18 protein-coding genes are annotated in these 20,727 nt (G+C 37.3%); 11 read left to right on the top strand and 7 right to left on the bottom strand.

Going from position 1 to position 20,727, the window contains the following annotated elements:
* Nucleotides 1-34 precede the first annotated feature (34 nt).
* Nucleotides 35-1,867: a biosynthetic peptidoglycan transglycosylase gene (locus PL_RS05520; RefSeq protein WP_041880024.1), complete on the top strand. Its 1,833-nt coding sequence runs from the start codon at nucleotides 35-37 to the stop codon at nucleotides 1,865-1,867.
* On the opposite strand, the gene PL_RS05515 is transcribed toward PL_RS05520, so the two are convergent.
* Complete coding sequence (locus PL_RS05515) at nucleotides 1,815-3,500, bottom strand: formyltransferase family protein (RefSeq protein ID WP_348621168.1); 1,686 nt, start codon at nucleotides 3,498-3,500, stop codon at nucleotides 1,815-1,817. The two genes, PL_RS05520 and PL_RS05515, sit on opposite strands and share 53 nt — an antisense overlap.
* A gap of 221 nt (nucleotides 3,501-3,721) precedes the next feature.
* Here PL_RS05515 and PL_RS05510 point away from each other — a divergent pair, with 221 nt between their 5' ends.
* Nucleotides 3,722-5,008, top strand: coding sequence for an aminotransferase class I/II-fold pyridoxal phosphate-dependent enzyme (locus PL_RS05510; RefSeq protein WP_041880033.1), 1,287 nt, complete (start codon nucleotides 3,722-3,724; stop codon nucleotides 5,006-5,008).
* A 59-nt stretch (nucleotides 5,009-5,067) separates the two neighbouring features.
* Here the strand turns inward: PL_RS05510 and PL_RS05505 are convergent, their stop codons facing one another.
* From PL_RS05505 to PL_RS05490, 4 genes are all read right to left on the bottom strand, one after another.
* Nucleotides 5,068-5,271, bottom strand: coding sequence for an MbtH family NRPS accessory protein (locus PL_RS05505; protein ID WP_041880036.1), 204 nt, complete (start codon nucleotides 5,269-5,271; stop codon nucleotides 5,068-5,070).
* Between the two features lie 30 nt (nucleotides 5,272-5,301).
* Complete coding sequence (locus PL_RS05500; RefSeq protein WP_348621167.1) at nucleotides 5,302-7,764, bottom strand: outer membrane beta-barrel protein; 2,463 nt, start codon at nucleotides 7,762-7,764, stop codon at nucleotides 5,302-5,304.
* A 19-nt stretch (nucleotides 7,765-7,783) separates the two neighbouring features.
* Entirely contained in the window at nucleotides 7,784-8,455 is a 672-nt protein-coding gene (locus tag PL_RS05495; protein WP_052496136.1) for a class I SAM-dependent methyltransferase, read from the bottom strand.
* A 374-nt stretch (nucleotides 8,456-8,829) separates the two neighbouring features.
* A complete protein-coding gene (locus PL_RS05490) occupies nucleotides 8,830-9,426 on the bottom strand; it encodes a class I SAM-dependent methyltransferase (protein ID WP_041880045.1) in 597 nt (198 codons plus the stop codon).
* 227 nt (nucleotides 9,427-9,653) lie between these two features.
* Between PL_RS05490 and PL_RS05485 the strand changes: the two genes are divergently transcribed.
* Complete coding sequence (locus PL_RS05485; protein WP_041880049.1) at nucleotides 9,654-10,121, top strand: M15 family metallopeptidase; 468 nt, start codon at nucleotides 9,654-9,656, stop codon at nucleotides 10,119-10,121.
* Nucleotides 10,122-10,182: 61 nt separating this feature from the next.
* Here PL_RS05485 and PL_RS05480 read toward each other — a convergent pair whose 3' ends face one another.
* Nucleotides 10,183-11,142 (bottom strand): arginase, encoded by a 960-nt coding sequence (locus tag PL_RS05480; RefSeq protein WP_041880050.1) that lies wholly within the window; start codon nucleotides 11,140-11,142, stop codon nucleotides 10,183-10,185.
* Between the two features lie 6 nt (nucleotides 11,143-11,148).
* Entirely contained in the window at nucleotides 11,149-12,408 is a 1,260-nt protein-coding gene (gene rocD / locus PL_RS05475; protein ID WP_041880053.1) for an ornithine--oxo-acid transaminase, read from the bottom strand.
* Between the two features lie 103 nt (nucleotides 12,409-12,511).
* Here rocD and PL_RS05470 point away from each other — a divergent pair, with 103 nt between their 5' ends.
* The 8 genes from PL_RS05470 to PL_RS05435 all read left to right on the top strand — a co-directional run bounded on the left by PL_RS05470 (nucleotide 12,512) and on the right by PL_RS05435 (nucleotide 20,723).
* The gene (locus PL_RS05470) at nucleotides 12,512-13,000 is read left to right on the top strand and encodes an Lrp/AsnC family transcriptional regulator (RefSeq protein WP_235324471.1); all 489 of its coding nucleotides are present in this window, start codon (nucleotides 12,512-12,514) and stop codon (nucleotides 12,998-13,000) included.
* A 236-nt stretch (nucleotides 13,001-13,236) separates the two neighbouring features.
* On the top strand, nucleotides 13,237-13,455 hold the full coding sequence (locus PL_RS05465; RefSeq protein ID WP_152620273.1) for a hypothetical protein: 219 nt from the start codon (nucleotides 13,237-13,239) through the stop codon (nucleotides 13,453-13,455).
* A 319-nt stretch (nucleotides 13,456-13,774) separates the two neighbouring features.
* Complete coding sequence (locus tag PL_RS05460; RefSeq protein ID WP_052496138.1) at nucleotides 13,775-14,737, top strand: DJ-1/PfpI family protein; 963 nt, start codon at nucleotides 13,775-13,777, stop codon at nucleotides 14,735-14,737.
* Nucleotides 14,738-14,743: 6 nt separating this feature from the next.
* Nucleotides 14,744-15,133 (top strand): hypothetical protein, encoded by a 390-nt coding sequence (locus tag PL_RS05455; RefSeq protein WP_235324472.1) that lies wholly within the window; start codon nucleotides 14,744-14,746, stop codon nucleotides 15,131-15,133.
* A 180-nt stretch (nucleotides 15,134-15,313) separates the two neighbouring features.
* On the top strand, nucleotides 15,314-17,668 hold the full coding sequence (locus PL_RS05450) for a TonB-dependent receptor (protein WP_041880056.1): 2,355 nt from the start codon (nucleotides 15,314-15,316) through the stop codon (nucleotides 17,666-17,668).
* A gap of 12 nt (nucleotides 17,669-17,680) precedes the next feature.
* Complete coding sequence (locus PL_RS05445; protein WP_041880058.1) at nucleotides 17,681-19,258, top strand: long-chain-fatty-acid--CoA ligase; 1,578 nt, start codon at nucleotides 17,681-17,683, stop codon at nucleotides 19,256-19,258.
* A 24-nt stretch (nucleotides 19,259-19,282) separates the two neighbouring features.
* Complete coding sequence (locus PL_RS05440) at nucleotides 19,283-20,185, top strand: TauD/TfdA dioxygenase family protein (RefSeq protein ID WP_052496140.1); 903 nt, start codon at nucleotides 19,283-19,285, stop codon at nucleotides 20,183-20,185.
* On the top strand, nucleotides 20,175-20,723 hold the full coding sequence (locus tag PL_RS05435; RefSeq protein ID WP_082035861.1) for an FcoT family thioesterase: 549 nt from the start codon (nucleotides 20,175-20,177) through the stop codon (nucleotides 20,721-20,723). The genes PL_RS05440 and PL_RS05435 overlap by 11 nt, the downstream gene beginning before the upstream one ends.
* The last annotated feature ends 4 nt before the right edge of the window (nucleotides 20,724-20,727 follow it).

Genomic DNA, 20,727 nt, shown 5'->3' with positions numbered 1-20,727 from the left:
GAAGGGTTGATTAGCAAAATATTTATATCAAATTATGATTATAGATAAACGGAAAATTCTTTTGATTAAAGAGCTCCTTTTGATACTGTTTATTTGTCGTTTTTTTAAAAAAACAAATTATATAAATCAGATCAGGAAAAGGTGTAAACATATTAGTGAAATTTTAGGTTATTCGTTTCAAATTGGATTTTTACATTTATCATGGAATGGGGAATTTAACGCTAAAGGAATTGTTATAGCAAAAGCAGGTTTGTCTTTGGAAATTGGAGGTATGGAGGGGCTTATTCTGTTTAATAAAGTGCTTAAGCGTAAACCTGCACTAGGCTCTCTAAAGATATCCCATATGGTCTTTAAAATTCAAAAAACTCCTTACGATAGAAAGCCAGAAGATGACAGAAAGAGCTCTGGTGCAAATCAGAAAATGGGATACAAATACTATAAAACCATGTACAGGCTAATAGATTTGTTATTCCTTTATTTTCCGAAAGAAATGGTTATTGATGATCTCGTTATTTCAATTTTTTACAGAGAAAAATACTATTGTTGTCAATGCAAACAGTTCCTGTTAAAAAATGGAGAATATAATATTTCAATCTCAGATCCTTTAAGGGGGCATTTATATAAGTTAGAGGGAGCTTTAGATCAGCTTACAAGAAAAGTAACGTTAAATGAAATTGTATATTCTGAACATTTCGATGGTTTTCTTTTTACAAATAGAGAAAAGAGAGCTAAAGTAAAGTTCAGAGATATAAAAATGACATTTTCATTTAAGGATTTGAAATCAATAGATTTCATTGTAAAGATTGATAATCCTATCATTTATGATCAGGATAATTCTGTTACACAACTATCATCATTTGAGGTGAAAATTGCTTGCAAGCTTACTAACGAGGCTTTTCAGATAGTATCTTCCTCTTTTGCTAAATTGGATGACCTTAAGTTGAGTATAAATATGAATCATTCTTTTCTGGACGGCATTCTGAAATTATCTCTTTCAGTCAGGGACACAGGAATTAATGCACTCCACAATCTTCCCTTTTTTACTTTCTCCAAATTGGCGGAACTAAAAATGACAGGAATGGTTTCTTTCGAACTTGATTTTGCCATGATGACTACCAATTTCTGGCAACATTCATTTCATTTAAAGATCAATTCAGAACGACTTTCATTAGTCTCGTCAACTCCAAAATGGGCAGATCTCACTCAAGAATTCATCCCGCTAATCAATGCAAATAAAGCAGGATCAGAGCGGAATCTGTCTGCTGATCATTTTGTTGCTTTAACAACTTTGCCTAAGCTGTTAATTGATACCATAGTGTGTTCTGAGGACAGCCACTTCTATAATCACTGGGGCTTTGATAATATTGCTTTTGGATATTCAGTTATCCAAAATATAAAAGCCGGAAAGTTTATCCGCGGTGGGAGCACAATAACCATGCAGCTCGCCAGGAATCTGTTTCTAAATCATCATAAAAATATATTTAGAAAATTAGAAGAAATATGGTTTTCATATCTGATTGAAAATGTTTTTGTTATTTCAAAAGATCGCATATTGGAATTGTATCTGAATATTATAGAATTTGCACCTGGTATATATGGAATAAGGAAGGCAATTGATTATTATTTTTCTAAAAATCAGGATGAACTTACCTTACAGGATTGCCTTATATTATCCTATATTATTCCAAGACCTAAATTTTTTCTTGCTGCATTTGAAAATTCCTCAGAACAACTTCGCAGGAATCTCAAAAAACATATAGATGATATGGTAGTCAGAATGCAGCAACAAGGGTATATTGATCAAGAAACAGCTCTTAATGTAAATCATGTTGTGTCGGTGAGAGGTATGTCTTTTTCTCTGGCATAAGAGTCACTTCAGGTAATTTCAGGAAATCCATTGCTGGTGAATTTTTATCATTTGACAAGAGGGATATCATACTGTTTAATGTTTCAGTGAAATTTAGCCGGGATACATAGTTATATATTTCCTTGTCGCATAGCGGGTGCGTAGTAATACAAAATGTATTTTTAGAAGGGTGTAACTGAATAATCAGGTGAGCGTCGGGTAAATGAATCTTTTGTATGTTTTTACCTGTTTCTATTGCCAGGGGAAGCATCTTAGGAACTATTTTTCTTCGAATAAAAAGATCTTTGCTATGAAGTCCTCGATGGCTGATTTTCTCCATTTTTTTGGTTAAACCAGCCATCATATCCTTAACATTTTTATTGTTTTGTAGCATGACTATAAATGGGAGATCGCTATTGAAAAACGATTCCATTCCTTTGATTTCTTTTCTTAGGGGTGAAGATATATATAACACTGGGACGGTATCTCCAATAATGTGTTTTAACAGGAGGGCTAATGCAATCAGGATAAGTGGAGCTTTTTCTGAATTCCTTTTAATTTCATTAGGAATAGCTGACAGTTGTGCGTAAATCTCCCGGATATGACCGGATTCGGATAAACGATTTGGAACTGCTACAGCCTTTCGCCAGGCATTGGCACAAAAGACTTCATCGGGTGAGGTGGCTTCACATTTAAGCTGTAGTTTTTGTCCAAAGGCTATGGATGGAACAGATAAGACATGGTTTTCTTTTAATTGATGTCTTTTATGCAGTTCATCAGCGTTTATGCTTTCTCCTTTTCTTGTAATTAATTTTTTGACGCAAACTGCTCCATCAGAAGTTGCGATAATCATGCCTTTATCATCACACTGCAGAATGGTACCGGGCACTTGTAAATGCTTTATCATTAATGGTTCAAGATCATGCACGATAAAGATGTCGTCATCAAAAATTATCCTTGCCAGCTCAAAAGAATTATCAATATTTCCTCTGTTGAGGGCACGTACCATCAATTCAAGATGTTCCGTCGGTTCGCTCCATAAAAGCAATCCGCCAAACGGTGGTTTTTTATGCAGAGAATAGTAAGTCCGTTTTTTTAAATCTTGTTTTTGATAACCAGGATTTCCACTTTCAAGAGCAGGAAGCAATAATTCTTTAAATGCAGAAAAAGCAGCCTCATAACAATGTTGATTCAGAGAATATCCGGTGTCGGATTTTTTGATCTTAAATTTACGTTGAGCTAAAAGATTTCCGGTATCAATTGTACTTTCAATCTGATGCCATGTAATTCCATGTTCTTTTTCTTTATTTAGAATTGCCCATGAAGTCGCAAATACACCTCCATACCTGGGTAATAATGCATTATGATAGTTAATGGCAAACCTGCGTGGCAGTTTTAGAAATTCAGGTGTAAGCAGCAGGTCGTTTACGATACTAAAGATGAAATCAACAGAATGGCTGGTAGCTTGTATTGATTCCTGAGAATCAAATACAGCAATCTGTTTCTGAGTTGCCCAATCAGCAATTGATTTTCCTCTGGGTAATGTCCAGATAATTTGGTGGCCATTAGCTAAAAGCCATTCCCCACAGGATATAGTTAGATTACTCCCTCCGATAAGGCCAAATGAAAACGTAAATTTAGAAGGGTGCAACATAGATATAAGATATTTACATAAAAACTGATATTGCTTGTTGAAAAATTGAATTTCGCTAAAATATTGCTGATCACCAATAAAACAGCTATGAATAATTGAAAATGATAATTTAATTAAGATATAAGATGGATAAAACGATTTGACTATTGATTCTGAATATATTTTTAATTGAAAAGGAGTGAATTTTTTTTATCTTGTATTTGATACAGATAAATACAAATATGCTGGATATTAAACATAAAGAACAATTATCGGCGGTTAGGATTGAGTCGGAAACTCTTAACTCAAGCCCAACATTATTGGCAATGGATTTTTTGAACGATATATCCAATCGTTTTCCTGAAGCTATATCATTAGCAGCGGGACGACCCCCTAATGAATTTATCGATACTACAAAAATATCATTGTATATAGATAAATATATTCAGTACCGAAGTGAAAGGAGTGGAGTTGGAAGAGATGAAATATTTGCGGGGTTGGGACAGTATGGGCCTACTGCCGGTATTATCAGAGACTTAGTTGCAACATTTATTCAGCGTAATAATGAAGTGGAGGTAAACGAGAAAAATGTTTTGATTACCAATGGATTTCAAGAGGCTCTGATCATTGAACTGATGAATTTTTCCAGAGATAAAAAAGCTGCTGTAATTGCAATTGATCCCACCTATGTAGGTTTGACCGGTGCAGCAATAACATGTGGTTTGCCTCTTTTTGTAGTTCCCGCGAGCGATAATGTATCTGAGGCTCTGGCTATAGGTGCTAAAACTGCTATTGAACAAGGTTTTACCCATTTGTGTGCCTATCTGATTCCAGATTTTGATAATCCTACTGGAAAATCATTATCAGAAGAGTCAAGGAAAGATATTTTACATATTGCAGCAACCTATAACATTACTTTGTTTGAGGATGTAACTTACCGTTTATTTAACTATGATTCTCATCAATACTCTTCTTTATTAAAATTGGATAAAACGGGGTGTGTAATACAACTTGGAAGCTTTTCTAAAATTTTTATGCCGGGAACGAGGATAGGATATATTGCCCGTAATGAATCTGGTGAATCTGGATCCAATTATAAGTCTATAATAAAGAGTTTTGTTAGCGTCTGTACATCACATATTACCCAGGCTATTGTTGGGGGATTCTTACTGGATGCAAATACGGCAACAACTTTTAATGCTGATCGTCAGGCATTTTGTAAAAATAACCGGGATATCATGTTGTCGACACTGGAGGAATATTTAGAAGGGGTTAGCGGAGTTAGCTGGTCAGTACCTAATGGCGGCTTTTTTCTTACTGTAAATGTGCCTTTTGAATTTGGTGAGCAAGAAACCATAGAGCTAGCAAAGAGAAGCAAAGTAATTGTAACACCAATGCAGTTTTTTTCACCTACCGGTAGTTTTAAACAGCAGATCAGACTTTGTTTTAGTGCCAATAAACCTGATCTCATCAGACTTGGTACAGAGCGGTTTGCAATGTATGTCAAAGCCAGGTCAAACGAATCTTAATGTTTTCTGCTGATAGGTAAAGAAATTAAAAGGTGACTATATCAGTCACCTTAATTGCCTTATAGTTTAGGGCCTTCCCAGTTTTTTTCTATCCAATCCAGGCAGTTTTCCTTGTTGCCTGCAATTTCAATTTTATTCCAGCCTGCAGGTATTTCTTTTTCTGATGGCCATACTGAGTATTGTTCATTGATACTTTTTACAACAAAATATTCAGTAAACGGATCTTTTGTTTCATCATCTTTAATAGCTGTATTAGAACTCATACGATTGTTTATTAGTTTAAAATATATGGTTTATCTCTGTTTCATCCTTTTCTTCTCATCTTTTACTCCGGTTTCAAACTCTTTAGGACCCTTGATTTTTTTATTTCCGAAACGATAGTTGAAGGATAGTTTTATCTGCTGTGTTTCCCATTTTATTCTATTTGTATAAAACAGGCCGCCAAAATCTCTCTTTAAACTGAAGTCTAAGGTGTTAAATAAATCGGATACTGTCAATCGGATTGTACCTGAAGACTTTAATATTTTTTTTTGTATACCCAAATCGGTAGACCACTGACTATTTACAATAGCAGGGGCATCGAGGTATTTTGAATTATAATAGAATGATATTTCTGCACTCCAGTTATCTGGCAGACGGAAATTATTGCTGCCGGTAAAACTCCATGAATTCTGTGACATATTTAAACGGGTGTTGCCGGCTTTCCCATTTACAGTTTGATGAAAAGCATTCAGGCTGGAGTTGAAATCCCACCATGTTTTCGGTGAAAGCTGAAGGAAAACAGATAAGTTGTAATTCCTCTGGTTATCAATATTGATATTTGTTTGGTAAGTCCGGCCTCCCATAATAGTATCACGGTAACTTACAATATAATCCTTCGTTTCTGAATAACTAAAAGAAGTGGTTAACATTTGCTTAAAAATGTGGGCGATTTTATAGGTTTCTGTGACCTGGGGTAAAAGAAAGGGATTACCTTTTAGAAAGGAATATTCATCTTGTACATATACAAAAGGATTTAAATCCTGATAGGCTGGCCTGTCAATCCGTTTATTGTACAAAAGCGTAACGGTATTATTTGTATTGGGGTAATAAGTAAATATGATGTTTGGAAACAGGTTTAAATAGGAATTATTAACTACTTCTCCCTGATTTTCTGATAAGCTTTTCAGATTACCTCTGGCAATCGTTTGTTCAGCGCGCAGACCCGTCTGAAGTTCCCATTTTTTATTCTTGATATGATAATCTATATAAGCAGCGGTAACATATTCCTTATATAAAAACCGATTTGTTTTTCCCTGGTCAGGAATATAGTTGTCATTAATAACATTATAAAAGATAAAATCATTATCTGCCTGAGTTCTCATCCATTTTGCTCCTGCAGAGAATACACCGTTCCAGAGTTTTTGCTGATAATCACTTTTAAGAGATATAATGCCTATGTCAGTAGCAGCGTTATTAGCATATATGTTGCTGTGTAAAAATTGTGAATTTCCATTATAATAAGTATTTGGCTGATAACTCCCATCACGAAGCTTAAAAGTTAGATAATTGCCATTTATTGTAAATTCTTTTCCTGTGGAATCAGCATATCTGTAATTAGTATTATAGCTGAGAATATTGCTTGTTCGGTTTTGGTTATTACTCGCCACTAAAGAGGAATCGGTTAGACCCGGTGTATGAGAAATCAATGTATTACTATTACTAATTGCATTTCTTTTGGCAAGGTTTCCATCCACAATAATACCGAAACTACTAAGAGGTGATATGATCAGGTCCAGACCCGCTTTAAAGTTATTGTTCTTATTATCTGAGTTATTAGTGAAGTATTGATCAAAGTTAGTTAACAGACCATCTGGTGTAACCTGTTTTCTGAAATACGTGGTCTTATTCTGGTTTTTGCCTGTATAATAACCATAATTGCCATATATATTTATCCCCTTATTGCGATAGTTGAGTGCCGCAGCTGCATCGTATTTCGGATTGTAGTTACTTAATGCTCCTGTGGTGGTCAGATTACCATTAAAACCATTATTGCCATTTTTCTTCGTTCTGATATGTATGATTCCTGCATTTCCAGCTGCATCGTATCGCGATGAAGGATTTGTAATGATTTCAATTGTGCCGATATTTGAAGACTGGATATTTTTTAATAATTCTGTTTGTTCTTTAGCGCTAAGATTAACCTGATTTCCATCCAGATATAAAAGCATGCCGTTTTTTCCGTTAATTTGAATCCCATCTTCATTCATGACTCTGATACCTGGTGATTTACGTAGTATTTCCAAAGCATTTGTTCCGGTGGCATTGATATTACTGCTCACATTAATTATGGTTTTATCAGCCTTCATCTCAATTACGGGCTGCTTACCAACAATGACTACTTCTTTGATTAACCTACCCTCAGGAATCAAACTGATATTGCAGATCACCTTTGATTGTGATGAGATAATTAATTCATTACTATAGGTCTTTTTAAACCCCATTGCACTAACGACAATGGTATACTTGCTGTTGACACAATTATTGAAACTGAAATTTCCCTCCACATTTGTAATCGTACTTTTTACGATGCTGGAATCGGTAGTGCTTAATAATGCCACTGTCACAAATTCTAATGGGATTTGTAAACTGTCAGTTACTCTACCAGTAATAGTCGTACCTGATTGTCCATATAAATTTCCAGTAATAAAGAATGATAATATTATAAGTGCTACATAATTTTTAATATCCTGTCGAATAGTTTTACTATTAATCATCTATTATTTATTTAAATTCTCAGGGATTAGGTGTTTTTGATCCCTTTGTAGCAATAAAAATATCTTCCTGTTGATTTAAGCCGTATAAATTGTATTTTTTTGAAATGTTGACCCTGGTTACCTTAAAACCAACGTGACTAAGTCTGTCTGTATAGTCCTGGCCGTATATTCTCATATGATCTTCCTGCCCAAACAACTCTTTTCTCTTTTCGTCACTCATTATAGTATGATCTTCGACAGTATATTTGGTGTTGGCTGAAATAGGGACCTGTAGAATAGCTTCACCTTCCGGTTTCAATACACGAAATAATTCTTTTATGGCCAGATTATCATCAGGAATATGTTCAAGTACATGATTACAGATAATCAGGTCAAAATGATTTTCAGGAAATGAAAGGTCCAGAATATCTATATGTTTCACATATTCAGGATAATTATAACCAAAAGTGAATTTGTCTCCACAAACGTATCCAGGAAGAGAAGCCGATCTGAATTTGGAATTTAGATTGGATTCTGGAGCGATATGCAAAATTTTCTTATCGTGGCCTTTGGTTAGAAAATCCCTTTCATTCCCAAGATAAGCGAACATTAAACGTTCCCGGTCGGTCGAACCACATTTGAGGCAACGGGCCCGGCGACGTTGTCCGCCAATAACTTCTTTCTCTGCAAGGACTGCACTATTTGAACCCATAAGCGCATGACCTCTACTGGAATAATTACAGAAAGGGCATTTGAAACGTGACCCTGTATTCCATAATAATTTTATTCGGTGTTTTAATTTAAACAAAAAGTTAGATTGTGTCTCTGTTCTCATTTAAGTAAGGATCGATTAAAAATATCTTTGAACTAATGGTTTTATTGAATGTTATGGAAATAAATATCTGAATTTAGTGTATTTAAATTTTAAAATAGAATTTATATTTCTCTTTTATTAATGAAAGGCATGAATTTTTTATTGCCATGTAATATCTTTAATCATGTCCGTCAGGGGCTGGGGGATTGCTAAAAGGTAATAAGTAAGAAAAAGTCTGTCAATGGGCACTGTAGGATTCTTTTAATATCAGTCTAGCTTTTTGCAGGCAGGATTATGGATTGTCTTTGATAAATCAGGCAATGCCAAGTTCCTCTCGTATTTGTAGAGATCTGCTGATCTTTTAATGCATAAGTTTTGTGAATCGAATTCATTAATTTTCGGTTTTCCTCCGTTTCATATATGGAGAGGATTATATGCCCGTCAGATTCCAGATAACCGGCGTAGTTTAATAATAAACTTATGGGGTCTTTTGCATAATATAGTGACTCATTGAATATAATTAAATCGAATTTCTGCTGAGGTTCAAATCTTTCCATATCGGCATAGCTGTAATTTATAAATTCATTACACAAATGTGCTGCTCTGGTAATTGCCACCTTTGAGATGTCAATGCCAAGGTATTTTGTATAACTCGGTCGTCTCATCCTGGATTGTAATATTCCTTCTCCGCAACCCACTTCAAGAATGGCTCCGTCGTTGGAATATAATTCTGCTTTCTCAGCCACAGTTTGAAATCTTTCTACCTCAAGATTGTCTCTAAGGTAGTCCCAGATTCCTCTGGTGTAATCGGCATCCCATCCCATCTCATTTTCAATTGATGTTTTTCTTTTTGGAGAGTTAGTAGTCACTTTGTCTGGTTTAAATTGTGATGGATTAATGAATCAGATAACACAGGCTATTTTTAGGTGTTACCGGATAATAACCGGAAAAAAAACTATTTAAATAGAGAACTGTTTAAACTTTATGGGTATTCGAAGACCAGTTAATTGTATTGGTTAAGGCTGACTAATCTTCTAACCTGTCTTAAATATAATGTTTTCTGATTATGATCAAATATTTTACTTAAGCAATATTTATGTTAACAGCAGATGTAGCAATAGCAAAATATGGACTACCTAATGAAACCGGATCCGGATATTTAGTATCTATGATCCTTCCATTTCCAATGAGATTAAGCTGGTTACCTAAAAAAACTATTAAAAGCTTTCAGTGTCACGAATCAGTAGCTACGCAGCTTATTCAGATCTTCACAGCTATTCTCCACCAGTATGGATTTTCTGAAATACAGCGTTTAGGAATTGATCTGTATGGAGGGTGTTTCAATTACAGAGAAATGAGGGAGGGTACGTCGCTGTCCATTCATTCATGGGGGTTGGCCGTAGATTTAGATCCGGAGCATAATACCTTAAGAGAAACTTCGGAAACTGCAAAATTTGCGCAACCAGAATATAAACCTATGATCGATATCTTCTACAGATACGGTTTTGAAAGTTTGGGAAGGGAGCGGAATTATGACTGGATGCATTTTCAGGTAAAGAGTTGAATATTGTCTGATGAGAATAAGGTTCATCTGATTTCCAGGAGCCTGATTAAGCTCCTGGAGTTTAAAGACCCGCCATTACAGACTCAGTTACCTGCTCCACGATAGCAAAAGCAGTTTCTGCCATTCTGTTCCCTTTATTGTCCAGTAATGGATTGACCTCTACAATCTCAATACATAACACTTTTTCTGAGGCTACTATGGTTTGAATAATCGCAACAACCTCGTCCTGATCAAAACCTTTGGAAACCGGAGTACCGGTACCCAGTGAAATCAGATCACAATCCATACTGTCTACATCGAAAGAAATGTAAATGATTTCAGCTCCGTTTAATTTAGTCAATGCTTCTTCTACGCATGTCTTTAAGCCCCTGAAACGTACCTCTTCGACCTTGTAATTTTTAATGCCTAAATTTTCAATGAGTTTATCTTCCTGTTCTTCCGTATCACGAACACCAAAATATATCAGGTGTTCAGGCTTCAATTTAGGTTCTGCCGTGCCAATGGTTTTCAGATTATTCCAGAACAGTAAAGTATCTCCGGTAATTTCGTTCTGCTGACAATCCAGATTATCATTAGCCAGGGCAGCGGCCAGCGGCATACCATGTATGTTTCCGGACGGAGAAGTATATGGGGAATGCAAATCTGAATGAGCATCTATCCAGACTACACCCAGTACTTTATCCGGGTAGGCACTTTTTATTCCGCTGATTGTACCCAGTGCTGAAGAATGATCTCCTGAAAATACCAGGGGAAAATGGTTTGCAGATAAGCTTTGTTCTACAGCATCAGCAAGCCGGGTACATTGCTGCAGCACGTGTTCAATTCTTATCGCAAAAGTATTCCTGTCTTTATTATAAATGGTTTCGTTATGCGTCTGAACATCCAGCGTGCTGAAATTGTTAAAATACTCGCTTCCTTTATTAATTGCTGCAATTTCGATGGCATCGATTCCCATATCAGATCCCCGGGTTCCCGCGCCAATATCAGATCTGTTTTTAACCAGATTTATTGTTCTCTTCATAAAGTCTTAAGCAACACTCAGCAATGATCTCTCAATAATGCCCAGACTTTCGATAATCTGTTCTTCTGTGATCACCAGAGGAGGAGCGAAACGTATTTTATTTCCATGAGTAGGTTTGGCAAGCAAGCCGTTCTCTTTAAACTTCATGCAGATATCCCAGGCCATATCAGACTCTTCGGTACAATTGATGACAATTGCATTCAATAGTCCTTTACCTCTTACTGACTGGATAATGTCTGTTTTTGTTGCAATCTTTTCTAAGCCTGCTCTGAATAACTTACCCATTTTTTCTGCATTTTCGGCAAGATTTTCGTCAATAACGACTTGTATAGCTTCTCTGGATACGGCACAGGCCAAAGGATTCCCTCCATAAGTTGAACCATGTTCTCCTGGTTTTATGGTCAGCATAATTTCATCATTAGCCAGTACTACTGAAACCGGTAATACACCACCCGAAACCGCTTTACCTAATATCAGAATATCAGGCTGGTTACTTTTATCTTCAGAATTGACTTCGTAGGTAGCCAGCATGCTTCCTGTACGGGCAATTCCGGTTTGGATTTCATCAGCAATGAATAAGACATTATATGCCTGGCAAAGTGCCTTAATACGCACCAGGTAATCACTATCGGGAACAACTACACCAGCTTCACCCTGGATAGGTTCAACAATAAAGCCTGCAATATTTTTGTCTGTTTTTAAAAGAGCTTCAAAAGCATCAACGTCATTGTATGGGACGTGGGCTATTCCGCTAACAAAGGGGCCGAAGTCTTTTCTTGCGCTTTCATCATTGGATGCTGAAATTACAGAAATGGTTCTGCCATGGAAATTTCCATCAGCAAAGACTATTTTAGCCTCATTAGGACTAATACCTTTGATCTGGTATGCCCATTTTCTGCAAAGTTTCATTGCTGTTTCCACTGCTTCCACTCCGGAATTCATGATCAGTGACTTGTCATAACCAAATAGATTACAGACAAATTCTTCAAAATGACCCAATTGATCACTATGAAACGCTCTGGAGGTCAGCGTAAGTTTTTCAGCCTGATCCTTAAGTGCGTTGATAATCCTTGGGTGACAATGTCCCTGGTTAACCGCTGAATAGGCAGAAAGAAAATCATAATATCTCATTTCTTCAACATCCCAAACGAAGACACCTTCTCCTTTTTCAAGAACAACAGGTAAGGGATGGTAATTATGTGCACCATATCTTTCTTCTTTCTCTATTAGCTCCTCGGTTTTACTTAAGTTTGTTGAAATTTCCATAATTGATTGTTTCTTGCCGACAAGATAGTAATATTTATTATTTTTAGCGTGATAAAAAGTTAATTTGACTTTTTAATTGATTTTGAAAGTGTATTTAGCTCTGATGAGCCAGTTTAAAAAACTAATCTTATTTAAAGGAATGGACCATATTGATGAATTTGATATCCAGATATTAAAACAACTGGAAATAGATGGGCGAATGGCCTATTCAGCTATTGCTACTGCATTGGGTGTATCTAATACGATGGTGCATCAGCGCATATCCAGGTTAACTGAGCAAGGTATACTGGCAGGGATCAAGCCTGTTCTGGATGAAAAAAAGATTGGTTATGACTGGGGAGCTTTTACCGGAATCACGCTTGAAAAAGATCAGGACTCCAACCGTATTATTGAAGAATTAAAGAAAATTCCGGAGGTTACCGAGTGTTATTATATTTCCGGTACTTATACGCTGTACCTTAAAATCATTGCTAAAAACCATGAGCATATGAGAAAGGTACTCTATGAGAAAATTGATAATATTCAGGGCATTGCCAAAACAGATTCTATTATGGAACTTGGCTGTGCGTTTAAAAGAAATATTATCCTGTAAAACATTTAATCAAAATAGTGCGTTAAATAATTATCTTTAAAATAGTTTAATCCTATATTTGCCGTATATGTACAAAAAGTATATCATCTGGCTTTTTTTTTCTGGCTGTATTTACAAGTGATTTCTCAGGATTATTTGTTTATGCAGGCTTTAAATTAAATCAGGATTATATCACTTCTAAGTTATGTATGAACCGGGACAAGCCATGGATGAATTGTAACGGTAAATGTTATCTGATGAGAAAAGTCAGAGAAGCAGAAAAAGACGAAAATAATAAGGCTGTTAAAAATGTCCTTAACCAGTTATCCATATCATTCTATCAGCATCATGCTGTACCCTCATTAAATACTACTGTATTTATAATTGAAGACCTGTCAGGATATTCCCGCTACAGCTATAATTATACCAGTAATTATTGCGACCAGATCTTCAGACCGCCTAAGATCGCGGCTTAATTTCCTGTTATTCTTTTATACTATTCGTGAATGTCTGAAGATTCAGTTGTTTGCTATTGATGTATATCCCCGTCATTGATGACAGGGCTGATTTCATCAATAGTCAGGTATGCGTGTAAATTTTATTCTGTAGCCTTATTCAGGTGTGTTTAACAGCACTTACTACTTGTTCCAGGAGTATTGAGCTGTGTCCTGTTAATCACGCCCGGCAAAAGAAGATATTGAGAGCCTTGATACTGAGCGGAATCTGGTGGCAGCAAAAGAAAGCAGTAAAACCTGAAGTGTCAATAAATCAGCTTATTCTAAAAATATTAAAAACATGATTAATTTAAAAATCAAAACTTTCGGTCTTCTTTTATTATTAGGGGGGATCTTTGCCATGGGCTGCCGGCAAAATGAAAAAAGCCGGACTACTCAGCCAGTTATGCAAAAGGGAAAGATTAAAGTTGCTGTACTAATCTACCCTGGTGTAGAACTTCTGGATTTTGCAGGACCTGCAGAAGTCTTTAGCGATAGTAAATATTTCCAGGTTTATACAGTCTCCACTGGCTCAGCTCAAATCAATACCGAAGGTAATACGTTGAGTATAAATCCTGATTTTACAATTTCCAATGCACCCCAACCAGATGTTCTGGTTATTCCCGGTGCACCGATGAATACTGTTGGAGGTGTTGCTTCAGATCATCAGGTGATCAGCTGGATCAATAAAATAAGTGCTCAAACTAAGCTAACTATGTCAGTTTGTACTGGTGCTGGTTTATTATCCAGAGCCGGACTGCTGGATGGAAAAACAGTAACTACCCATTTTGGCGCTATAGATACTTTACAAAAGCTGACACCTAAAGCCAAATTTATCAGCAATGTGCGATTTGTTGAAGACGGAAAGATTCTGACTACAGCCGGTGTATCAGCAGGTATTGACGGTGCTTTGCATATTGTAGAAAAATTAAAGGGACTGAAAGAAGCGCTTTTCGTGACCGCTGTTATGGAATACGATAAATGGAATCCTGCAGACGGGAAAGTTATGGGTGCTATGGAGAACGATAAAGGGATGGACATGAATATGATGCATCATGAAAATACGACTGCTGTATCAGAGATGAAAAGCCCGTTGCCGAAGACCATAAATGAGGAGGAGAAAGATGTTGTTTGCGGGATGACAGTTCCCAAAGGGAGTTCAAAATATCATCTTCAATACAAGGGGAAGGACTATCACTTTTGTTCAGCCACCTGCAGGAACTTATTCAATAAAAACGCAGCACTATATACTTCAAAAAAATAAGGCAATATGATGTTCCGGAAGGCAGTTTTATTTTTTTATATGCTGATTACGCTGATGGCGAACTGTTCGCGGTTTTTCATTTTTGCGGGATTTGAATTCAATAAGGAATATATTGCCAGTAATCTTTGTATTAACCGGAACAGACCTGAGCTGCATTGTAATGGGAAATGCTACCTGATGAAAAAAATCAAACAGGCAGAGGAAAATGAAAAGAAAGAGGCCGCAAGGAATAACCTGAGTCAGCTGGAAGTTTCTTTTTGCCAGGAGCCTTTTACCTTTTCTTTCCTTGATCCCTCTGCCTTAAGTATTAGCGATCCCTCATTTTCTGTTTACGCTTATCTATACACCAATCCTTATATCCGGAACATTTTCAGGCCACCCCGGTTATTCGCCTGATTTTCAAATATCTTCCTGATCCTGCTGACAACATCATTTTTTGATTGTGCCTTGCTGCTGTTTTTTTAAGCAGGGTAATAGCTGTGCTATTAAAATAGATGTCTGGCAGCTATATGCTTCAGGAAGATATCCCTTTGAGATTACAAGATTGGCTTTTAGCCAGATAACCAGAAAATGAACATGAGAACAATTTTAAGACTTACAATTATATTATTTACACTTCATTGTACACCTGTATTTGCTCAATCCGGCAATATACAAGGTACAATTACTACATCCCGGGGACAGGCTATCTTTAAAGCAACAGTTAAGCTGTTAAATACAAATTATGGTGTACTGACTGATGCAGACGGGAAATACAGCATCAGTAATTTAGAAGGTGGAAATTATACCATAAGTATTTCGGCCATTGGCTATGCATCGAAACTTAAAAAGATAACCGTTGGTACGGGGCAGGCGCTGATCCTGGATTTTAAACTGGCAGAAAGTAATCAGCAATTGAATGAAGTAACGGTGTCATCCGAAAAGAGGCAGGAAAGTATTCAGCGTATCCCTGCCGCAATTACATCCCTGGATGCAAAACAGATTAAGGATTACCGTTTATGGGATATTACAAATCTTACATCGATAGCTCCAGGTCTGTTCACTGTTGAACATGGTAATAGTACTGCAGCCAATTTTATAAATATACGTGGAGTATTAGGCTATACCAATGAGCAGGCGGTAGCTACTTATGTTGACGGTGTATATCAATATGAGTTTTTTTCGGCACCACCAGTGTTTAATGATATACAAAGCATAGAGATTTTGCGTGGGCCACAGGGGACACTTTATGGCCGTAATGCATTTGGTGGGGTGGTCAATATTACCACCAGACAACCTGGTAATATAGCTTCAGGTTATGCTGAAGTTAGTTTAGGGAATTATGGACAACAACGTTACACTGTTAGTCTTTCCGGACCTGTGGTGAAAAATAAACTTTTTGCCAGCGGAGCTTTGACCTATAATCACAGAGGGTCAATTTATTATAATACCTATACAAAGAGCGGGTATGACAGGCGGGAAGATTATTCAGGCAATTTTAATTTACGCTATCTGCCCTCAGCACGCTGGGCACTGTCTTTAAATGTGAAGATGGAAAAGGATAATGACAGAGGTAGTTATCCATGGGTTAAATCAATTACCCAGGTTTTTGAAAAGCCATATGAAGTATCTTCAAATAATGCTAATATGGAACGGAGGAATAACTTTAACACTTCCTTACAGGCGAATTACTATGGTAAAGACTTCAATTTCACTTCTGTTTCCTCTTACATTAATTATCACCTGGATTACCCCGGGGGCTATGACTTTGATTTTAGTCCTTTAAATATTTTAAGCGGAAGTCCGGATATCCGCCAGCATATTTACACCCAGGAGATCCGTTTTTCTTCTCCTTCTTCCAATCGCAGTAAACTACAATGGGTTGCCGGAGCATATGGATTCCTGCAAAATAACAGTAATGCCTCTTTATCAAGTTATGGCCCCGATTATTTACTGTTAGACCCTAAATCTGGTGCACCATTTAATACTATTGCTTATAGTGCTGCAAAGAATAAAGGTTTTGCTTTTTTTGGACAGGCTACCTATGCTGTGGAAAGCCAATGGGATCTGACAGCAGGTATCCGGTACGATCATGAAGTGAGGAGGTTAGGAAAGTATACGGACTATCAGAAAGACCCTGATCCACCAATATTACTAACGCCAAACAGAGATTACCGGGCCAGTTTCAATGCCGTAACACCAAAGCTGACCCTAAGTTATAAACCTAAAGATCAAATGCTGATTTATGCTTCTTATGCAAGAGGTTTTCGCGCTGGTGGATTAAATACGACAGCCCCAACGCCAGATCAGGTGGCCTATGATCCGGAACATTCAGATAATTATGAGATCGGATGGAAAAATACTTTCCTGAATAATAAGTTGAAACTCAATCTGACGGCCTTCTATCTGGAGCAACATAATCAGCAGGTAGGGACTTCGCAGGATGGGGTTAATCAGCTCATTTTAAACGTAGGAGAAATGCATAATAAAGGGATAGAACTTGAACTGTCGGCCTTGCCTTTAAAAGGTTTGCAGATCGATTTGAACGCCAGTTATTCTCATGCCAGGTATGCTTCTTTATTCCTGTATAGCAAAGAGGCGAAAGCAGTTGTGGATAATAAGGGTAATCAGCCAATTTATAATCCGCCATTCAGTTCGATGCTGGCAGCACAGTATAATTACGATTTTGGTCGAAGCAAACAAAGATTAACAGCATTTCTCAGAGGAGAGTATCGTTGCCTGGATAAGTATTACTTTGATTTTGTCAATGGTTTAAATCAGCCTGGTTATAGTTTATTTAATGCTAAAACCGGTGTAACGGGTAAGAATTTTGAACTCAATTTCTGGGCGCGCAACATTACGGATAAAAGGTATGTAGCCTATGGCTCTTTCAGCACTTTTATTCTTGGAACCCCAAGAACTTACGGAACAACTTTAATCCTGAAATTTTAAACCAGATCAGTTATGAGAAATCTATTCTTAAATAATCTTCTGGAAGTTTCTGCATGGAACGCCGCGAACAGAACGAATCAAACCGCTTTAATCTATGAAGATAGAAGCACAACCTATGGTGAATTTGACAAGTATTCAAGTCAGGTTGCTGCAGGTCTGGATTCCTTAAATGTGAAAGCCGGAAGCAGAGTCGCAATTTTAAGTAAAGACATCGATTATGGGTATGAAATCTTATTCGGCTGTGCAAAATCCGGAGCTGTATTAATCAGCATGAACTGGAGGTTATCTGCGCGGGAGCTTAAATATATACTGGAAGATGGAGATGCAGAACTCTTGTTTGTGCAGCAGGAATTTGTTGATTTAATTAAGGAAATACTTCCAGAGTTGCCATTGGTCAGGAATATAATAACAATAGAAGGTGATGGATCTAAGTACCCTGATTACCAGTCCTGGCGTGATGGTTTTTCTGCCCTTAATCCTCCGTCTTTTACACCTGGAGAAGAAGATGCTGTTCTTCAGCTTTACACCAGTGGAACTACAGGTAAACCGAAAGGAGTACAGCTGGCTCATTATACCTTTTTCAGATTACTGCACCATATGTACAACGCAGGGGATAAATGGATGGATTTAAATGATCAGGATGTGCTGCTTGTATCTCTTCCAATGTTTCATATAGGCGGCTTGTGGTGGGCTGTTCAGGGATTTATCTCAGGAAGTACCAATGTTCTTATCGATGTTTTTATTGCATGGAAGGTTTTGCAACTCATTGAAAAACATAAGATAACCAAAATTGAATTAGTTCCGGCGATGCTGGGTTTTTGTCTTTCCGAACCAGCCTTCCAGACTACTGATTTTTCCTCAGTTAAGGCAATTCTATATGGTGGATCACCTATATCTGATGTGCTGATGAGCAAAGCAGCCGGGAAGTTTGGGTGTGATTTCTTCCAGATTTATGGGATGACTGAAACAGGAAATATGGCAGTTTGTCTGCGTCCGGAAGATCACCATGTGAATGGGGTGAAAAGATTGAATGCTGCAGGAAGACCCTTGCCGGGTGTAGAAGTTAAAATCATAGACCCGTCCGGACGACAGTTAAAAGCTACAGAGGTAGGAGAAATTTATATAAAGTCACCTTCAGTAATGCTGGCTTACTGGAAAAATCAGGAAGAAACTGACGGAACTCTTGTTGACGGCTGGATCAGAACCGGAGATGGCGGGTACCAGGATCAGGATGGTTATCTGTATGTATGTGATCGTATCAAGGACATGATCATCTGTGCAGGTGAGAATATATTTCCAGCCGAGATTGAAGCTGTTTTATGCGAACATGAAGACGTAGCCGAAGCTGCAGTAATCGGAATTCCGGACGATTTACTCGGAGAATCTGTAAAAGCTTTCGTGGTGTTAAAACCTGGTGCAGTGTTGAAATCCAGAGCACTCATCGGCTTTGTAAGAGCAAGACTGGCAAACTTCAAAGGCCCCAATTCTGTCAGCTTCATTGAAGAGCTGCCGAGGAACCCAAGTGGGAAAATTCTGAAACGGGTACTCCGGGAGCCTTACTGGACAGGAAGAAAACGAGCAGTGAATTAATATTTACAATAAAAAAAAATAATCATGAAAACAGAAATATTCGAAATAAGAGATGCTAAAAATGGCGAAATAGGAGGTGAGATTTCAGGTCTTGATCTTCGGAGTTTAACTCCTGAATCTGCTGAACTGGAGGAAATCAGAGCTGCCATTTATCGGAATAAACTAATTGTTATCCGCAATCAGGAATTAACTCCGGCAGAATATGTAGATTTTACCAGGAAACTGGGTACACCACAGGTTTATTTTCAGGATAATTATCATCACCCTGACTTTCCGGAGATCTTTGTTTCTTCCAATGTCAATGAGGAAGGTAAAAAAGTAGGTGTTGCCGGTACGGGACATTACTGGCATACAGACTGCCAGTTTCAGCAGCAGCCATTATCGCTGACTTCGATATCTCCGGTGGTTATCCCTCAATCCGTCAGGGCAACTTATTATATAGATATGGCCAAGGTATACCGTGCTTTACCAGATGAACTTAAAATACTTGTAGACGGATCGACTATGATTCATGGAGGAAATAACCGGTACAAAGTTCAGCCTTCGGATGTTGACAAATCATTGCAGCAGCTAATAGATTATATGAATGAAATCGTTCCGCCGGTAAAACATCCTGCTGTGATAACACATCCTGTTACCAAAGAAAAAGCTCTCTATATGAGCAGTGGGTTCACTATGGGAATTGAAGGTCTGACCTATGAGGAAAATCAAAAAGCCATGCGGGCTTTATTTGATTTTACCGAAAGAGAAGAACATGTACATATGCATTCCTGGGATAAGGGCGATATCATCATTTGGGATAACCGCTTTTTACTCCATAAATCTTCTCAGCTGCCTCCCGGAGAAAAAAGCAAAAGTTATCGTATTGGAATTTATGATGCATATCCATTTTATATCGGAATAAAGAATGAAAATCATGAAAACTGAAAGACATCCATCAAATATGGAGTCCGGATCTGTAATTATAGATCCGGACTTTATTCATAGCATTTTAAATCCTTACAGGGATCATGCCAGCTATCTTAAACAAGCTGTTTTTCATGTTGAACCTGGCAAAAAAGTTCAGGGATTGAAGATAAATGGACAGTTTGCTATAGCAGAATCCTGTTATATTGATGATACGGGCCATTTTAATGCAGTAGAATACAATATTTGCTATAACCAGCTTGGTTATGTATTTCTGGGGCACTGTATTAAGAATCAACTGATACCGGAGCTGGCAGATTATACAGAAGAAACCTTTTTCCATAAACAGCTTAGTCATGTACTGATTGTAAAGATCAGTTCCTCTTTCAGTCAGCTGATCAATGCTAAGGATTTTTCCGGTACCTGGGGTATTACAGCCGTTAAGAAAACTACGCAATGTACATTTCTCTATACCTATTGTAATTTCCAGGATATATATGGAGGATCTTCTAAAGGTGAGGTCGTATTGGGCATATTACCCGCAAAAGAAAAAAGCTGATTCA

Source organism: Pedobacter lusitanus (assembly GCF_040026395.1).
In the GTDB taxonomy this organism is placed as follows: Bacteria; Bacteroidota; Bacteroidia; order Sphingobacteriales; family Sphingobacteriaceae; genus Pedobacter; species Pedobacter lusitanus.
This window is presented reverse-complemented; position numbering and strand designations above follow the sequence as displayed.